Genomic DNA, 18264 nt, shown 5'->3' with positions numbered 1-18264 from the left:
AATAGTGTATAATTATTCGTCTCCTAATTGTATTTAATTATGGCCTTTTCGAAATTTCTCGATCCAAAAAACAATTTCGCGTTCAAGAGAATATTTGGCACTGAGAAAAATAAAGATATTCTCATTCACTTTCTCAATGATATATTGGGCTTCGCTGGCAAAGATGAAATAGAAGAAATAGAATTTCTCAGCACTATCATGGATGCTGAGATTGCCTCTAAAAAACAAAGTATTGTTGATGTTTTCTGTACTGATTCTGCTGGAACCCAGCTAATTATTGAAATGGTGCGACCTGAAAGTCTTCGGTCATATTGTTTAAAAGGAGAGGAATTCCTTCAGAAAGAAACTAAAAGAGTTCTAAAACTTATTAAACCAGATGTTTTGCCATCTGAGTCTACGCATCAGTGCGAATCGGGTAACCGGTTGGTGCCAAGCGATGCGGACAATGAACCTCCTCTTGAAAAAGAAGATGCTCAATCGTGAAAGGAGCATAAACTACAAGCATCATGTGGTTGGAGAGCTAGGCTTAGTGGTATGGTGAACGTAAGTGAAGCTTCATAAGTATCGTAACGATTAAAGAGCTAAAGATGCTGATAAGCTCCGACCAAAAGGTAATGTGACATTTTTCATTTCTGGATGTACGCAAATCACCGGTATAGAGAAGTCACCTAACCCACTGTTGTATGACAGAAGGAACAGGGTAAGCCTGTATTTCCGCCTATATGGCAAGCAAACCGCAAGGAACGCTGATGAAAATGCAGGTAAAGGATAATGGAGAAAGCGAATGCCATTTTGTAACGAAATGTATAGAATTTGTAACATTAATTCGCGTGAAAACGAGCAGATTTCCATTTGGTCCCTCGTGACAAGAAACTTTGTTAACCACTTGAGGTAGAGAAGCAGATGACCTTACCCACAGAAATGATGAAGAAATTAGGAATATTTTTTACAAAAAGGACAATACTAACAAAAGAACTTTATTCTATTTAAAATATAAAGTTACAATAAATTTTCCTGTCATCTCCAAATAAATTACATTAACTTAGTATTGTATATTGTTAATAACTTAAATAATACAACCATTTTCAGCAACAAAAACCAAAGGTCTTGAGATACAAGATATTTGTATGGTTACTATGATAGTTCCTTTTTTAAGAAAGTTTTAAATTTCATACTTAACAATAAGCAACTTTAGGTTTAAATTTATGAAATCAGTTGTTATATACATCAGCAAATACGAATTTAACTGGTGTTATGGACTTAAATAAATTTACCGAAAAAGCAAAAAGTCTAATTCAAAGTGCTCAGATGAAAGCGTTGGGAGCTGGGCATCAGATTTTTATGCCTGAGCATTTACTAAAAGTGATGCTTGAAGATGAATCAGGTTTAGTTCAGGATTTGATAAACGCTTGTGGTGGAAATGTGCAGAGTATTTCCGATGCTGTGGATAGTGCAATAAAAAAGTTGCCAGTAATTGAAGGTCCAGGAAGTGGTGGCCTTCAACTTTCAAGAGAAATAGCAAAAGTTTTTGAAGATTCAATTGGTATTGCAAAGAGAAATAAAGATTCATTTGTTGCTGTCGAGCGTTTACTGCAGGGCCTCACTGCACAAAAAGATGATACTGTAGGCAAAATTCTGGCAGAGAATGGTGTGACTCCACAAAAACTGAACTCAGTTGTTGCAGAAATGAGAAAGGGCAGCAGTGCGGACTCGCCAAACAGTGAGGAAAAATTAAACGCGGCAAAGAAATATACAAAAGATGTTACAGAGCTTGCTATGCAAGGAAAGCTTGATCCTGTAATTGGTCGTGATGAAGAGATCAGAAGAACTATGCAGGTATCACTGAGGCGGACAAAAAATAATCCAGTGCTGATCGGTGAACCTGGTGTTGGAAAAACTGCAATAGTTGAGGGGCTTGCAAATAGAATTGTTGCAAACGATGTACCACTTGGTTTGCATGATGCAAAGGTCTTAGCTTTGGATCTTGGTGCATTAATCGCTGGAACGAAGTTTAGAGGAGAATTTGAAGAAAGGTTAAAAGCAGTTATTAATGAGCTTTCGAAAGCGGAGGGAAAAGTTATCTTGTTTATAGATGAGCTTCATACTTTAGTTGGAGCAGGAGCAACAAGTGGTGCAATGGATGCCTCGAATCTGCTGAAGCCTGCTCTTGCGCGTGGAGAAATTCGCTGTATAGGAGCCACAACTTTAGATGAATATCGTCAGCATATAGAAAAAGATCCTGCGCTTGCAAGGCGTTTCCAGCCTGTGTTTATTTCTCAACCAACTGAAACTGATACCATTTCAATACTCAGGGGTTTGAAGGAAAGATATGAGGTGCATCATGGTATAAGAATTACAGACGGTGCAATAATTGCTGCTGCAACGTTATCCAATAGATATATAACAGATAGGTTTTTACCTGATAAAGCAATTGATTTGATTGATGAAGCAGCAAGTAGGGTGAGAATTGAAATGGATAGCAAGCCTGAAGTTATTGATGAACTTGAGAGAAAGGTTATACAGCTAAAGATTGAAGCAGAGGCTCTAAAAAAAGAAAGTGATGAAAATTCTAAACAGCGTTTAAAAAAGATAAATGAAGAGATCGAAAATCTAAACAGTAAATTTGCTGACTTGAACAGCAAATGGCAGATGGAAAAGAATAAAATAGCTAGAATACAAGAAACAGCCGAAAAATTAGATAACGCTAGAAAAGAGTTGGAATTAGTTCAGCGTAGTGGGAATTTGGGAAGGGCAGGAGAGCTGATGTATGGTGTGATCCCTCAGCTTGAGAATGAATTAAAAAATCAGGAAAAGGTTACTGATAGTTTCTTAAAGAAAGAAGTGACTGGAGATGATATTGCAAACATTGTTTCAAAGTGGACGGGAATTCCAGTTGATAATATGATGCATAGTGAAAAGGAAAAACTCCTTAACATGGAGAATGAAATAGGAAGAAGAGTAATAGGGCAGAAAGATGCAATAGAAGCGATAAGTAATGCAGTTAGGCGCTCCCGCTCTGGGGTGCAAGATACCAACAAGCCTTTTGGTTCATTTTTATTTTTAGGTCCAACTGGAGTTGGTAAAACCGAACTTGCGAAAGCCTTAGCTGAATTTCTGTTTGACGATCAATCAGCGCTTTTGCGTTTTGATATGTCAGAATATATGGAAAAACATTCTGTTTCAAAGTTAATTGGCGCGCCTCCAGGGTATGTTGGCTATGAGCAGGGTGGCAGATTAACCGAAGCAGTAAGAAGAAGGCCATATCAGGTTATTCTGTTTGATGAAATAGAGAAGGCAAATCCAGATATATTTAATCTATTGCTGCAAATCTTGGATGAGGGGAGACTCACTGATAGTCATGGCAAATTAATTGATTTTCGCAATACCATACTGATTTTAACTTCTAACCTTGGTGCTGAGATAATGCTAAAGGGGATTGCTGAGTCTGTAAAAGATGAGGTGATGCAAATAGTTAAATCAGCATTTCGTCCAGAATTTTTAAACAGGCTGGATGAAATTATTATATTCCACAGTTTAACCAGAGATGACATCTATAAAATTATAGATGTTCAATTTTCTTATTTACAAAAAACACTTGCTAAGCGTAAACTGAGTATAAGTTTGTCACAGGAAGCTAAAGAACTAATAGCACAAACTGGCTATGACCCTGAATATGGAGCAAGGCCCCTAAAAAGGGTTATACAAGAGTGTATTCAAAATAATTTAGCTAAATTAGTTTTATCAGGGGAAGTAGTAGAAAATGATGAACTAATAGTGTACGCTCTTGATAATGAAATCTTAGTTAAAAAGGTTTAAGTTCACTGTGTATTTTTGTTAAAAAAATGTGTATAGATCATAATGTTGACACTGAGTCTTTATTTAAGTTAGCTGATCAAGAAAATCAGCAAGATAAAGAAAAAATTAAAAAATTTATTAAGTATTTTTATAGTTTTGTTTATAAAAGCGACCTAAAAGCTAACGATAAGTTTTTGCTATATATTGTAAACGATGCTTACAATTTTGTTTCTCAAAAAGAGAAAGATGAAAGTAAGTTAGTAGTAAGCAATATAGATGATATACCAGGAATAGAAGGCGATTTTACCACGATTAAGATAACAAACGATGATATGCCATTTTTGGTTGACTCTGTGATTGCAACTATTAAGTCGCACGATTTAACCATATGCTATTACAGCAACAGCATAATTAACATTAAAAGAAAAGATGGCCTAATAGACGAGATTTACTCTTTGGAAGAAAGCAATGGAGTCAAAGAGTCAGTCATATATGTAATTATCAAAGGTATAAGTGACAGCTTTGTTGATACATTAAAAGAATCTCTACAGAAAACGCTGAAAGCGGTTAATTGCGTTGTGAAAGATTGGCACTTAATGCTCAAGAAACTTGATGAGGCAAGTCTTTCTGTCATCCCAGCTGGGATCCAGGAAAAGGACACGTGGATTCCAGTGTCACGCACTGGAATGACACCAGACCGAAATCAAGAGCAAAAAGATTTTCTAGTTTGGTTAAAGAATAATAACTTCGTATTTCTAGGTTATCAAGAATATATTGCTGGTAAAGATGAAAAACTCATCTGTGATAGCAAAAAGGACCTTGGCCTGATGAGAGTAGGTCAAAGTACGTTGACTCCTTCTGCAAACCTTGATTCCCCATACATATTGAGATCAGATCTAATCTCAATAGTCCATCGGCGTACATACATGAATTGTATAGGAGTAAAAGAATTTGATGACCAGGGTAATGTGGTAAAGGAACGGCGTTTTTTCGGGCTATTTACTTCTGTAGCGGAGGTCCAAGATATTCGAACTATTCCAATAATAAGAGATAAAGTTAAAGTTATAGAAAAAAACGCAGGATTTGTAACCGGGGGCCACAACAATAAAGCTTTGATTTCTATTTTGCAAGTATTCTCTTGTGATGAATTATTCCAATCAAATGAAGACGAATTATTTAAAATTTGCATTTCGATCATGTCTCTTGCGATTAGACCAAGGGTCAGATTATTTTTAAGAAGAGTAGGGGATTTTATTAGTTGCATAGTGCTGATACCGATGCGTTATGCTAGCGCTAGGCTAATGTTCAAGATACGTGACATATTGAAGGATGAGACAAGTGCAGGAAGTTCAGATATTTATAACAATCACATTATCAATGAATATGATTTAATGAAATTGCATGTAGTGCTAAAGACCAAAAATGCTAGCGTTCTTGATGATGAAGTTTTGCGTATCGAAAACAAATTAAGAAACATTACAGAAAAGTGGGAAGATCGTTTTATAGACAATTTATATAATACTTTTAGCACTGTTGAGGATATATTCATCCGTTATTGCAAGGCATTTCCAATAAGCTATCAAGAGAGTTTCGAACCTCATGACGCATATTACGATATGAAAAAATTGGAGATAGTGAGGAAAAAAAGAGTTAGCGAGGTCGATTTAAGACTTACTCGTGACAATCTTAATTATCAATTAAAGGTTTACACTTCGAGCAATGGAGGTCTTGAATTATCGAAGATATTAAGAATTACTAAGAATTTGGGAGCTAAGATTCTATCTCATAATGGCTATTACATAGAAATTAACGGCGGAATATGGATACACCATTTTGTGTTGTCAAGAGTCGATGAATTAATAGACAACATTACTCTAAAAGAGCAATTTGAAATAACACTTGCGAAAGTGTTTAGCAAGGAAATTAAAAATGACTATTTCAATAGTTTGATCATTATTGCTGGGCTCAAGTGGAAAGAAGTGCTTCTGGTTAGAGCGTTAAGTGCTTACCTAAAGCAGACGTCATTTAACTACAATCCAGAATATATCCAAAAGGTAGTCTCAGAGCATCCAAAAATAGTAAAGTATTTGATACAACTATTTCATGCAAGATTTGATCCTAACATAGACATTGATAGAGCAGAAACTACGGACATTGTCAGAGAAAAAATTGAGGAACTTCTAAAAGAGATCAGCAATGTTTCACATGATTACGTTTTGCGCTCGATATTTAACTTGATAATGGCTATTTTAAGGACCAGTTATTATCAAGATAATAAACCCTACTTATCCATAAAATTTGACTCAAGTAAAGTGAATGGTTTGCCTGATCCTCGTCCGTATCGTGAATTATATATTTATTCAAACCTTTTTGAGGGAATACATCTAAGAGGAGGGAAATTAGCCCGTGGTGGCTTAAGGTGGTCGGATAGGACGGAAGATTTTCGCACTGAAGTTTTGGGGCTCATGAAAGCTCAGATGACAAAAAATGCGGTTATTGTCCCTGTTGGCGCAAAGGGTGGGTTTGTAATTAAGCAAGTTTATAAAGACAAAGATACTTTAAGAGAGAAAAGTGTTGAGTGCTATAAGAGTTTTATTAGAGGAATGCTTGATATTACTGATAACGTGGTTGATGGTGAAATAATTCCACCAGAGAATGTGATTAGGTATGATGAAGACGATCCATACTTGGTAGTTGCAGCAGATAAAGGCACTGCTTCATTTTCTGATTATGCCAACCAGATAGCCTCTGAATACAATTTTTGGCTTGGCGATGCATTTGCATCTGGTGGATCAGCAGGTTATGATCACAAAAAAATGGGTATTACAGCCAAAGGTGCATGGATTGCAGCACAGAGGCATTTTTGGAAAATGAATAAGGATATTTACCAGGATGCAACTGTTATTGGAATTGGGGATATGGCTGGCGACTTATTTGGAAATGGTATGCTGCTTTCAAAAAATATACATTTAATCGGCGCATTTAACCATATGCATATTTTTGTTGACCCAAACCCTGATGCAAAAAAGAGTTTCACAGAGCGTAAACGTCTCTTTGAGTTACCATTTTCAACTTGGATGGATTATAATAAAGATTTGATTTCTAAGGGTGGAGGAGTATTTGAGCGTAGCAGTAAGCAAGTAAACATTTCTCAAGAAATAAAAAAGTGCTTTGATATAACAGAAGATATGCTACCTCCAAGTGATTTGATTAGATATCTATTGAAAGCAAAAGTGGACTTCATATGGAATGGAGGAATCGGCACGTTTGTTAAGGCAAAGAGTGAAAATCATAGCATGGTCGGTGACAAAGCAAACGATGAGTTAAGAGTGAATGGTAAAGATATTAGAGCTTCTATGTTTATAGAGGGTGGAAATCTTGGTTGTACACAGTTTGGAAGAATAGAATATGCTGAAAAAGGTGGATATATCAATGCAGACTTTGTTGATAATTCAGCCGGAGTGATATGTTCGGACCTTGAAGTTAACATTAAGATTGCATTTGTTTCAGCTATGAAAGCAGGGGGTATTTCTTTAGAAAAAAGGAATGAAATACTGGCAAGTATGGTGGATGAAGTTGCATCCAAAGTGCTTGAGAACCACAACAAAATTGAAACAAAAGCATTACTTCTTGAGTGTTTGCAAGCTAAAGAGAGATTGGAGCAGCACCACAGGTTACTGCTCAGTTTAGAAAAATCTGGGCTGTTAAACCGAAGCGTAGAATTTCTTCCAACTGAAGAAGAGATAGCAAGGATGTTAACTGGTGCAGAAGGTTTCAGTTCTCCTCAGCTCTCTGTTCTAATGTCTTATGCTAGAACAGCAATAAAAAATAAAATTATACATTCCGATCTGCCTGAAAAAGATCTTATATCTAATGACTACTTGCTAGGTTATTTTCCTAAAAAGATGTTAACAGAGTTTAAGGATTTCATATTAAAACACCAACTTCGTAGAGAAATTATCTCCACTTGCATTGCAAATGATGTTGTAAATAGGATGGGCTGTATATTTATTAATAATTTAGTTGAGAATACTGGAATTAAGGTACACGAAGCAGTTAACATATATATCGTTGTTAACCACCTATATGATTTAAATAACCTGTGGCAGAAAATTGATGAATTGGATGGAAAAATTGATATTAACTCATACTTGCAAATAGTGAGAAATGTGCAGAAATTTATTGGCAGAGTATCGTTTTGGTTAGTAAAAAATCTTAGCTTTGTAGAATTGGATGATGTTACAAAATTTAAAGATGCAATTGAAACTTTAGGCCATGATGTTTTAGATGAACACCTGTTAAAGGTCTATAATCATGGATACACTTCTTTAGTGGAACTTAATATAGATAAAGATCTAGCAAAAAAAATTGCTGACCTGTGCGTTCTTACTTATGCACTGGATATTATATCTGTTGCTGAACAGACATCTTTGTCCATTCTTGATGCTGGTAAAATATACTTTGAGTTAAAGTCGCTGTTAAGATTCGATCTGATTAGAACAATTGCCATCAAGATGAAAAGCCGCTCTTCTTATTGGGATCGCAGCTTAGTTAATGATTTATTGGACGATTTAAGCAATTACCATCACAAGCTAGCTGTTAAAGTCATAAAAGCTACTGATAACCCCGAAGATAAGGTTCAAACCTGGGCTTGTAATGATAAGGACTACATAGAACGTTATAATAGTTTTTTAGATGAGATGGTTGCTTCTAAACTTGATTTAAGCAAATTAATATTTATAATCAGAAGGATTAAAGTACTTGCTTCATAGGAAAATGTTCAATATAGGTCTTTCAGAAATTTTAGTTGTAGCTTTAGTGAGCATAATTGTTCTTGATAAAAATAAGGTACCTGTATTTATTGATTTTATTAAGACTATATATAGGTATTTTATAATTGCAAAGTCAAAAGCCAAAAGGTTATTGAAGGATGCCGGAATTGAAGACTTATATAAAGAGTGTAATACTGAGAAAGTAAATTACATAGTTGGTAAAAATGGTAAGCTTTATCCTACTTACGATATAGATAATACATCTAAAGATAATGACAGCGAAGATTCTGGTAGTAGATGATGTACTATCTAATGTCAAGCTTTTAGAAGCTCGACTAAAAGCAGAGTACTATACGGTTATCGTAGCTCATGATGGTGAAGAAGCTATAGATTTAGTAGCAAAGCAACAGCCTGATATTATATTACTTGATATCATGATGCCAAAGATGAATGGCTTTCAAGTTTGTAAGGAGCTAAAAAGTGATCCCTTGACAACCCATATTCCAATAATTATGGTAACTGCACTGCATGACACTCATGATAGAGTGCAAGGTATTAATGCTGGCGCGGATGATTTTCTGACTAAACCAATAAACGAAACTGCTTTATCTGCACGAATTAAGTCTCTCACGCGCTTAAAAATGATTATAGATGAATTGCGTTTAAGAGGAGAAACCAACGCTGAGATTGGCGGAGTAGCAGGAAACAGTATTATGGATTATTCCAATCAGATTTTTGATGCTAACATACTTGTTGTAGATGAGGATGTTCATCAAGCAGAGCAAATATATAATCTACTAAAGCAACGCTTTAGGTCAATTAAAATACTGAGTGATCCAATAGAGGCATTAAAGGTTGGTATTAAGGATAATTACGACTTGATCATTTCTGATATGCAGTTTTCAAAAACTGACGGCTTGCGTTTGTGTTCTGGGTTTCGTAGTAAGGTGGAAACACGTTATACACCAATTCTAATTCTTTCTGAGGATTATGATAAAAACAATTTAGTAAAAGCACTTGATGTAGGTGCTAATGATTATTTAACAGTACCTTTGGATGAGGGTGAGTTAATAGCAAGGGTTAATTCGCAAGTGAAACGCAAAAGATATCAAGATGCCTTGAGAATGAATTTATTTAATAATGCGGAAATGTCTATAAAGGACCCATTAACTAACTGTTATAATAGAAGATATTTTGATGCACACTTAAGAAACATTGTTAAGGACTCTGTGGAAAAGGATAGAAGGTTGTCTCTTATGATACTTGATATAGACTATTTTAAGATAGTGAATGACAGTTTTGGGCATAGTGCTGGAGATGAACTTTTAAAGCAAATACAGAAAAGAATTTCTGAAAATATCAGAGTGACAGATTTACTAGCTAGGTTTGGTGGTGAGGAGTTTGTTGTTGTAATGCCAGATACCAATGTATCAGATGCGTATACTATTGCGGAGAGAATACGAAAAATTATTGCTAAAGAACCTTTTGTACTTGCGGATAAAAATACAACCCATAATGTAACTGTGAGCATTGGAATTGGAGAAATGCAAGGATCTGACTTTGATGATATTAAAAAATTTATAGTACGTGCCGACAAATATTTATATAAAGCAAAAAACAGTGGTAGAAATAGAGTGGTTACTGGCTATAGCTAAAGTGGCTTAAGTTTACCGACAACCGTCATTCCGCTACTCGTTAGCGGAATCTATGCTGAGATACCGCGCACAACTGTACGAACGTTGTAGTTTGGGAGCAATTCCCACCAGTGGGATGTCATCCCAGTGCCCAGACACTGGGATCCAGCTTCTATGCAACTTAATTAAAAACGTTTGTTTTAGCGTAAGACAACTACCTTTAGCTCATCAGCTCAGTTATAAGCAAAATTTCTGGATTCCAGTGTCAAGCACTGGAATGACACCATTTGCTGTGCAATTTAGAGCTTGTCCATAAACAAGTAAATTTAAGCATATTCTCTATTTAACATAACCTTAGTCATAGCAAGATATATAAAGTTTTCAGTAGATGTTGTAAGCAAATCATATTCTTTTGATAACCTCCTGTTCCTATTGATCCAAGCAAAAGTCCTTTCTACAACCCACCTTCTCGGCTGAACTTTAAATCCAGGATCCCGTTGTGGCAATAGTTCTAGTGGTGTGTCTTTATGCACCCAAAATCTGCATGGAGGCCTTTTAATAATCTCAATTTCTATGTCATATTCTCTCTTTATGTGAGCCTTTAAATCTTTTCCTTGATACCCCATATCAGCCCACATTTTCCTAACATTAGCATATTTTTTCTTCATGTTATCTAATGCTATTTTTATACCATCTCTGTCATTCTCATTGGCAGCTCCTACATAGCAACCAAGCACAAAGCCCTGTGTATCGGTAACTATATGCCTCTTTCTACCTTTGACTTTTTTGCCTCCATCATAACCTTTGACCCCCCTTTTTCCGTTGTCTTTACTGATTGGCTGTCAACTATACACGCACTTGGCTCTTCATTCCTACCAATTTTTGCCCTGCTATACTTGGTGATTTCATAATTTATCTTTTCAAAAATTCCTTGTTTTTTCCATCTCCTGAACTGCTCATGCACAGCCTTCCATGGTGGAAAATCATGAGGTAAGTAGCGCCACTGACACCCTGTGCGTAGTACATAAAAAATTGCATTTAACATCTCGCGTTTACTGTATTTTGGTGGCCTTCCTCCTTTTTCATATGACACCTTAAAGTGCCTTTCTATCAAAACCCACTCTCTATCTTTTAAATCTGTTGGATACTTTTTTCTCATCTTTACTCCCTGTTGAATCTAGTATTTTTATACTAATTCTTTGGTTTATGGACAAGCTCTTATAGCTCTTTCCATAAAAGTCCGGATGTGATAGGATAAGGGTAGATGATGATAAGGAGGTTGAATGCCAGCAGCATATAGTTATGATTTAAGAAAAAAAGCAATGGAAGCGCTAGACGAAGGAGAAAGCAGAGAAACAGTGGCAGCAAGATTTAAGATTGGACGAACTACTTTATGGGAGTGGCAGCAAAGAAGAAAAGAAACAGGAGACTTTCAATCAAAAAAACTTGGAAATGGGGGTTACAATCACAAAATTACCGACTGGGATACCTTTGCCAAATTTGCCAGAGAACACGGAGGAAAGACTCTATCGGAAATGGCTAAACTTTGGAACAACGTTAGTATCCAAACGATCTATCGAGCCCTTAAAAAAATTGGATTTACGCGCAAAAAAAGACATATGGATACAAGGAAAGAAACGAAGAAAAACGTGCTGAATTTTTGAAAATTATAGCGACAAAAGAACCTAAAAACTTAGTGTATATAGATGAGTCTGGCATTGATAACACCGAAGACTACCCCTACGGATATTGCCAGAAAGGACAGCGGTTTTATGCCTTAAAATCTGGAAAGAAAACTCAACGAATCAGTATGGTTGCAGCCTTAAGTGGAAGAAAGATAGTTGTTCCGTTAACCTTTGAAGGCCACTGTAATATGGATGTTTTTAATGGATGGTTTGAGCAATTTTTGACACCGATCTTGGAACCTGGACAGACTGTCATTCTTGACAATGCTACTTTTCATAAGTCTGATAAGATTATCGAGCTTGCTAAACGGGTTGGTGCAGAAATTTTGTATCTGCCGCCTTATTCTCCAGATTTCAACAAAATTGAGCATCATTGGTTTGCTATAAAAAACAGAGCCAGGAAAAACATTCCTCTATTCGAATCCTTTCGTCGTGCTGTTGATTCTGCCTTCCTATGACCTGTTCGGACTATTATGAGAAATGCTATACCTTCAAAAATGAATGTTTGTACAGCTATGGAATGAATCGCGGTATGACGTGTTGCTTGGGTTAGCTATAGATTTCTGAAATGATTTCAAAAAAATGATAACTAAGATTAAAGCGACAACATGAGGTTTCTCAGCTCTGGAAATTTCACATTTAACTGCAAAAATAGATACTTATTTAAAAAATATCCTGTGACTTTCAGTCCTAACTGAAATTCTTGGAATGAGTAGCTGTTTTGTAGGGTATTATTGTATACATCATGCAACATTTGTGGAAAAGGTAGGAGTTTATCTGCATAATAATCTCCTACTTTTTTTGACACTGCTCTACCAGTTTTTGGAGAAATAAATTGCAGATTTTCCTTAACACCTGTTACAGCGCATTTGGATAAGTCTAACTTGAATCCCAATTGCGTAAGAAGCAGAAGCTCTAAGTTAAGATAATGGCTTTGCCAAGACTGATTGTTGTGTTTAATTACATCGATGAAATATCGAAAATTGTCATACAGCATGGCACAGGGTTCACTTTCTGGAAGCACTTTTTCTAAAATAGAGGAGAAAGAAACAATAGTAATGCTTTTTAACCTATCTTGAAAGAAATGATGGAATGGAGATTCGATTAATTCGCACTTAAAAAAACCTAGATTTTCAGGTAACTTAGCACTCCATTCTGCATGTAATAGATTACTTATCTGAAACTTATAATTGCTATTGTTTGTTAGCTTAGTTAATCCCCTGCGCTTTCCATGATTTTTTGTAAATAGAGAAAGAATTAAGTTTTTATCGCCGTATTTTTTAGCAGCTATAATGATGCCTTCATCTTTCCATCTCATTTAGAGTGTATTGACCGTATGATATATAGGATAGTGCACCTAGAGCGTGTAATCCATAAAAATCACTTACTCCGTTACTGTTTGCTTCCAAAGTTTCAAGGCTATGAGAGAGTAAGTTATTGGCTGCCACTCTTCTTCCTGAGCCTGATGCATTTCATACTGAGCTTTTGGTTTGCTAAATAATTGTTTGAATGATTTTAGTAACATTACTTTTCCTCGTCTGAAATTTTGGATAATTCAGCTTCTAATTCTTCTATCGTCGGTAAAGCTGTTTTTATGTTCTCTGGTAGATTTTCAGTTATTCGATATTCTGCTAGCCCTATTGGCTTGTTCATGTCTCGGAGTGTATATTTAGCAAGTACATCGTCTTTAGATTTACATAAGATTAACCCTATAGAAGGTTGATCTGTCGAGTGCTTCAGTAAATCATCAACTGCAGAAAGATAAAAATTCATTTTACCAGCATATTCCGGCTTAAAATCCTTATCTTTTAGTTCAATCACTACGAAGCAACGTAACTTTAAATGATAGAATAATAAATCAATATAAAAGTCTTTATTACCAACATCTAAATGAAATTGTCTACCAACAAATGCAAATCCTTCACCGAGTTCTAACAGAAATTTTTCCATATGCCCTACGAGTCCTTTTTCTACTTCTCTTTCATGAGCATCCTTACCTATACTTAAAAAATCAAAAATATACGGATCCTTAAGAGTTTGATTTGCTAGATCTGATGTTGGATAAGGCAGTTTTTCTTTAAAATTTGTAATTGCTTTACCTTGCCGTTTATGAAGGCCAAGTTCTATCTGCATCACCATAATGTTACGTATGTTCAATAGCTTTTTTTACATAAAATAATCTTATTTCATGACTTTCTATTTTTTCCAAAAGAGTGATATTGTGATACCAAGTTAATTGTGCAAGAGGCTCCTGCACAAATTCAACATCAGGATATTCTTCGGCAAACTTACGCATATACTTCAGATTTCTCATGCTAAAGCCTTTCATTTCTGGAAATGTACTTCTCAAATCCTTACTTAATTGATCAATTACCTTAGCTCCCCAGGTATGTTCTTTTTGGCGTTTTAGGATCTCTGTACCAATATGGTGGTAAAGCAAAATAAGCTTACTATTTACTGCAAGTGCTGCTTTATAACGGTTTGTTGCAATATGATCCTTCAATTGCTCTAAAAATTCTGTATATTCTTTTGCTATAATTTTTGTCATACGGTTCCTTTTAATCCATTATACAATTCCTTTGTCTGTCGAGAAGACAATCTTTCGCTTGCCTTCAGCTTTGAAGGGATTCCTTATTGACTTCAAACTCGTCCATCAACTAAAATATATTGACTTTACGTGCAATATTAGCTTTAAACCAGTAAAACAAGCTGCTTAACATATGCGTTTTTTCTATTCGAATTATATTCTTTTTTTGTCTTTATGTTGTTTTTTGCTTTTTTCGTTATCTTCAACAAAAGCCCAAACGAATGATACGTTAGCTGTTCCTATACCACAAAGGAAAAAAGAAATAGTTGAGCACACTGTTGTAGCACAACCGAGGCAAATTATCGAAATGCAAGAAGAAGTCATTATTAACGAGGGTAAAGAATTCATTCCAATTCCAAAAAGAAAAAAAAGTGTAGAGAAAAAACTAAGAAGGGATGTTAGAGGGGCAAAAAATGAAATAGGAAACGAAAAAAGCGTTGAGAGCAAAAAGGATGAATTAGTTGTAACAGAAATTATTAACTCTATAAGAGAAAAGCTCACAAAATGCTGGAGCATTCCTGAAAGCATAGCTTACAAAGAAAATTTTAATATAAAAATTAACTTATTGTTATCCAGTCAAGGCGAGATAATTATGGCGGATGTAGCAGACAGTGATTCCTATCGAAATAATCCACTTTTCAGGTCGATAGCAGATAATGCAATGCGTGCAGTATATAAATGTAGCCCATTGACCGGCTTGCCTACTCAGCACCACCACATTTGGCGTGAAGTAACACTAGATTTTATTCTATAGCTAAAGTAATTCTATAATTTAATAAGCCCACTGTATCCGTTCAGGATAGCAGCAAGGTAGTATAACCATAGAGTAAAAGTGAGTTTACAACAAATGGTGTCATCCCAGTGCTTGACACTGGGATGGCTTTGTTGCATCACACTTTATGAGATGGTGATTTATGGTAAATTCATGTAACTATCTCAAATTTAGCCATACCAATATCAGTGAATTTATTAAGCAAATAGCATTTGATTAGCAGTTCTTTTTCTCGATTTATCTCAGATTTATTCCTAAAACTAAATCCGAATATTTGCTTTAATCTTGAGAAAAACCCTTCAATATAAGATCTTTTCCCATAATTTACTTCTTTTTTCCATTCTTTCATGCCATCTTCACCGTATAATTTTATTAACCTAATAGCAGCATTCCTGTCAGACATATAATCTATTTCTGGATGTTCTGCCGCATTGTTTATTGGTGGAATTTTTGTCTTTATATCATATTCGTTACACAACTTATAAAACTTGTGCCTATCACATGCTCTATCTGCATATAGTGCTTTTATGGCATGCTGAAAATCAACTTCTTTTAGCAAATCACAAGCTCCATAGTGATCAGCCGTTACTGTATTTTACAGCTATGGCTTTTTTGTTGTTTATATTCAACATTACGTGCAATTTTCTCGTTTGCTCATAGCCACGATATTTTCTGTCAGTGCTATTTTCCTTGCTGTGTGTTGTTGTATATACTAATTCCTGTACTGTCTATAGCAATTTCGATATCTTCCATATTATTTTTATCAATTCTGCAATCATTTATCTTAATATTAAGTTTCTTAAACCTTCTTGATGCTTGTGAATAGCTGATAACTGCCAAATCTCTTCCTATTTGTTGCAAATACCCTTTTATAAACCCGACTGTTTGTCTTAAACCAATTCTAAAGAAACTGACGATTATATGCACCAAAATCACAACTTTATCACTATAAATATAGTTGCCGCCCTGCATTTTTGGACAATTCTCGTACCAATTTTCTATGGCGTCATTGATATAACAAAAAATGCTTCCTCTTTCTTGGAGAAATTTGTTATATTCATGGCAGTTACTGACTCTCATTTTTTGTGGCATATTTTTTCTTCAACAGTTAAATGGCTATTTATAATGAATTTTGTCAGTAACTGCCAGTTCTTTTCACTTGAGCGATGCAACAAAGCCCACTGGGATCCAGTTTTCTTTACAAATTCACCAAAAGTGCTTCATTCTATAACGCAAAACCCATACTTACCAAACCCAATGCATTACTTGCAATTAAGTTTCCTGGATCCAAGTAGTCTGGGCACTGCCGTCATAAAGGAACTAGTGTCAGCTACTTTCATGACACCCTTCTGGTAGGCCCAAATCGCAATGTTCGTACAGTTATGGAATGAACCGCGGTATGACGTAGGAAGATCTGAGCAAACTTTCAATCAGAAACAGCCAAAGATCTCTCTAAGATGTCAGTTTCTTTTGTATCTTCAACTTTACCGTCCTGGTCGAATGAAATTTGCAGAGACTTACTACTATACTTCCTTTTTCCTAAAAAATTGGCTTGTTTAATTTTATATGAGACATAGTACCAAACATTGTCATCGAACTTTGATACTAATGTTGGTGATCCTAAAGTGTGAACCACTTTTTCTTTATCGTCACCTACTTTTATCTTGCTCCACAATTCAACACTAATGCCAGGAGCTCCGTGATTGTGAATAGTGTGAGTGCAGCTCACTGTAAATAATAAAATAAAAGATATTAATACTCGCATTTCTGTTGATAAATTACTTGAAGCTATAATACACTAATAAATTATCTGCCGTCAAATTTCAAAAAAGTTAAATTGACTGATTCTCAATATCACTTAATATAATATTTACTTTAGAAAATAATAGGTGTCTTATGTCATTGTTAGAAGCAGATCCAATATACAAACCTTTTAATTACCCTTGGGCGTATGATGCGTGGCTGCAGCAACAAAGAATCCATTGGATACCTGAGGAAGTTCCGCTTGCTGATGACGTAAAGGATTGGAAAACTAAACTTTCAAGTGTAGAAAAAAATCTACTAACCCAGATCTTTAGATTTTTTACTCAGGCAGACATTGAAGTAAATAACTGCTACATGAGGCATTATTCAAATATATTTAAGCCAACGGAAATATGCATGATGCTTGCAAGCTTTTCCAATATGGAAACTATACACATTGCAGCTTATTCTTATCTTTTAGACACAATTGGCATGCCAGAAAGCGAGTATCAAGCATTCTTAAAGTATGATGCTATGAGAAAGAAGTATGAATACATGTTAGAATTCGAGGAAAGCAAAAAACACGATAAAAAACATGTAGCTAAAACTCTAGCGGTGTTTGGTGCATTTACCGAGGGGTTGCAGTTATTCGCATCATTTGCAATTTTGCTCAATTTTCAACGCTTTGGAAAAATGAAAGGCATGGGACAAATAATTGCCTGGTCAGCCCGTGATGAAACTTTGCACACCAATTCAATTATCATGTTGTTTAATACATTTATTAAAGAGAATAATGAAATTTGGGACGACGAGTTTAAAGAGGAATTATATTCTGCATGCCGCACTATTGTTGAGCTTGAGGATGAGTTTATAAAGCTTGCTTTTAATTTCGGAGACGTTGAAGGACTATCTGCAGAAGAAGTGCGCAATTACATACGCTACGTAGCAAACAGACGGTTAATGCAATTAGGTCTTGAGTCCATATATGATGTTAATGATAATCCTATTCCGTGGCTTGATGAAATACTAAATGGCGTGGAACATACGAATTTCTTTGAAAATAGAGTAACAGAGTATAGCCGTGCAGCAACTCAAGGCACATGGGAGGAGGCTTTTACTGAAAACGACACGAATAATAAGTGAGTGCTAATTTCACTCTTCTTTGTCATTCCAGTGTCAGCTACTTTCATTACGTCATTTGCTGTGCAGTTTAGACAGTTTTGCTTTACTTAACAACTAACTTACCATATATATGTCCATAGGACATTGGTATATA

Annotated in this window: 15 protein-coding genes and 2 pseudogenes; 10 read left to right on the top strand and 7 right to left on the bottom strand. The window is 35.4% G+C overall.

Features of this window, described 5'->3' with window-relative positions:
- Positions 1 to 39: 39 nt before the first annotated feature.
- The 7 genes and pseudogenes from AAGD50_RS02655 to AAGD50_RS02625 all read left to right on the top strand — a co-directional run.
- A pseudogene (locus AAGD50_RS02655) lies at positions 40 to 285 on the top strand (PD-(D/E)XK nuclease family transposase); the annotation flags it as partial.
- Positions 286 to 616: 331 nt separating this feature from the next.
- Positions 617 to 772 (top strand): hypothetical protein, encoded by a 156-nt coding sequence (locus AAGD50_RS02650; RefSeq protein ID WP_174515702.1) that lies wholly within the window; start codon positions 617 to 619, stop codon positions 770 to 772.
- A 482-nt stretch (positions 773 to 1254) separates the two neighbouring features.
- Complete coding sequence (gene clpB / locus AAGD50_RS02645) at positions 1255 to 3816, top strand: ATP-dependent chaperone ClpB (RefSeq protein WP_264724263.1); 2562 nt, start codon at positions 1255 to 1257, stop codon at positions 3814 to 3816.
- Positions 3817 to 3842: 26 nt separating this feature from the next.
- On the top strand, positions 3843 to 8567 hold the full coding sequence (locus AAGD50_RS02640; RefSeq protein ID WP_341810086.1) for an NAD-glutamate dehydrogenase: 4725 nt from the start codon (positions 3843 to 3845) through the stop codon (positions 8565 to 8567).
- A 4-nt stretch (positions 8568 to 8571) separates the two neighbouring features.
- Positions 8572 to 8868 carry a hypothetical protein gene (locus AAGD50_RS02635; RefSeq protein WP_151807733.1) on the top strand — a complete coding sequence of 99 codons (297 nt, stop codon included), beginning with the start codon at positions 8572 to 8574 and terminating at the stop codon, positions 8866 to 8868.
- Positions 8840 to 10222: a PleD family two-component system response regulator gene (locus AAGD50_RS02630; RefSeq protein ID WP_341810085.1), complete on the top strand. Its 1383-nt coding sequence runs from the start codon at positions 8840 to 8842 to the stop codon at positions 10220 to 10222. The genes AAGD50_RS02635 and AAGD50_RS02630 overlap by 29 nt, the downstream gene beginning before the upstream one ends.
- Positions 10223 to 10274: 52 nt before the next feature.
- Positions 10275 to 10517: a hypothetical protein gene (locus AAGD50_RS02625; RefSeq protein ID WP_341810084.1), complete on the top strand. Its 243-nt coding sequence runs from the start codon at positions 10275 to 10277 to the stop codon at positions 10515 to 10517.
- A gap of 10 nt (positions 10518 to 10527) precedes the next feature.
- On the opposite strand, the gene AAGD50_RS02620 is transcribed toward AAGD50_RS02625, so the two are convergent.
- Positions 10528 to 11360, bottom strand: a protein-coding gene (locus AAGD50_RS02620) for an IS5 family transposase (RefSeq protein WP_341810044.1) whose coding sequence is annotated in 2 segments (ribosomal slippage) — positions 10528 to 11018 and positions 11018 to 11360 — 834 coding nt in all. Because the reading frame shifts where the segments join, the coding sequence is not laid out codon by codon here.
- Positions 11361 to 11484: 124 nt separating this feature from the next.
- On the opposite strand from AAGD50_RS02620, the gene AAGD50_RS02615 reads away from it, so the two are divergent.
- Positions 11485 to 12344 (top strand): IS630 family transposase gene (locus AAGD50_RS02615; protein ID WP_265041157.1). Its coding sequence is split into 2 segments (ribosomal slippage): positions 11485 to 11809 and positions 11809 to 12344, totalling 861 coding nucleotides; the frame shifts between segments, so codons are not numbered across the junction.
- 137 nt (positions 12345 to 12481) lie between these two features.
- On the opposite strand, the gene recO is transcribed toward AAGD50_RS02615, so the two are convergent.
- The 3 genes and pseudogenes from recO to AAGD50_RS06800 all read right to left on the bottom strand — a co-directional run bounded on the left by recO (position 12482) and on the right by AAGD50_RS06800 (position 14434).
- Positions 12482 to 13204: a DNA repair protein RecO gene (recO, locus tag AAGD50_RS02610; protein ID WP_065094880.1), complete on the bottom strand. Its 723-nt coding sequence runs from the start codon at positions 13202 to 13204 to the stop codon at positions 12482 to 12484.
- Positions 13188 to 13334 (bottom strand): hypothetical protein, encoded by a 147-nt coding sequence (locus AAGD50_RS02605; protein WP_007548499.1) that lies wholly within the window; start codon positions 13332 to 13334, stop codon positions 13188 to 13190. The genes recO and AAGD50_RS02605 overlap by 17 nt, the downstream gene beginning before the upstream one ends.
- A gap of 76 nt (positions 13335 to 13410) precedes the next feature.
- A pseudogene (locus tag AAGD50_RS06800) lies at positions 13411 to 14434 on the bottom strand (PDDEXK nuclease domain-containing protein).
- A gap of 172 nt (positions 14435 to 14606) precedes the next feature.
- Here AAGD50_RS06800 and AAGD50_RS02590 point away from each other — a divergent pair.
- The gene (locus AAGD50_RS02590) at positions 14607 to 15227 is read left to right on the top strand and encodes a hypothetical protein (protein WP_006280120.1); all 621 of its coding nucleotides are present in this window, start codon (positions 14607 to 14609) and stop codon (positions 15225 to 15227) included.
- 169 nt (positions 15228 to 15396) lie between these two features.
- On the opposite strand, the gene AAGD50_RS02585 is transcribed toward AAGD50_RS02590, so the two are convergent.
- From AAGD50_RS02585 to AAGD50_RS02575, 3 genes are all read right to left on the bottom strand, one after another.
- Entirely contained in the window at positions 15397 to 15804 is a 408-nt protein-coding gene (locus AAGD50_RS02585) for a transposase (RefSeq protein ID WP_174516160.1), read from the bottom strand.
- A 122-nt stretch (positions 15805 to 15926) separates the two neighbouring features.
- Entirely contained in the window at positions 15927 to 16337 is a 411-nt protein-coding gene (locus AAGD50_RS02580; RefSeq protein ID WP_151807722.1) for a transposase, read from the bottom strand.
- 334 nt (positions 16338 to 16671) lie between these two features.
- Complete coding sequence (locus AAGD50_RS02575; protein ID WP_006279908.1) at positions 16672 to 17010, bottom strand: outer membrane protein assembly factor BamE; 339 nt, start codon at positions 17008 to 17010, stop codon at positions 16672 to 16674.
- A gap of 131 nt (positions 17011 to 17141) precedes the next feature.
- Here AAGD50_RS02575 and AAGD50_RS02570 point away from each other — a divergent pair, with 131 nt between their 5' ends.
- Positions 17142 to 18131 carry a ribonucleotide-diphosphate reductase subunit beta gene (locus AAGD50_RS02570; RefSeq protein WP_155969016.1) on the top strand — a complete coding sequence of 330 codons (990 nt, stop codon included), beginning with the start codon at positions 17142 to 17144 and terminating at the stop codon, positions 18129 to 18131.
- Positions 18132 to 18264 lie beyond the last annotated feature (133 nt).

Source organism: Wolbachia endosymbiont (group A) of Apotomis capreana (assembly GCF_964027025.1).
Classification (GTDB): Bacteria; Pseudomonadota; Alphaproteobacteria; order Rickettsiales; family Anaplasmataceae; genus Wolbachia; species Wolbachia pipientis.
Note: the sequence above shows the minus strand (reverse complement) of the source record. Positions and strands in the feature narration are given on the sequence as shown.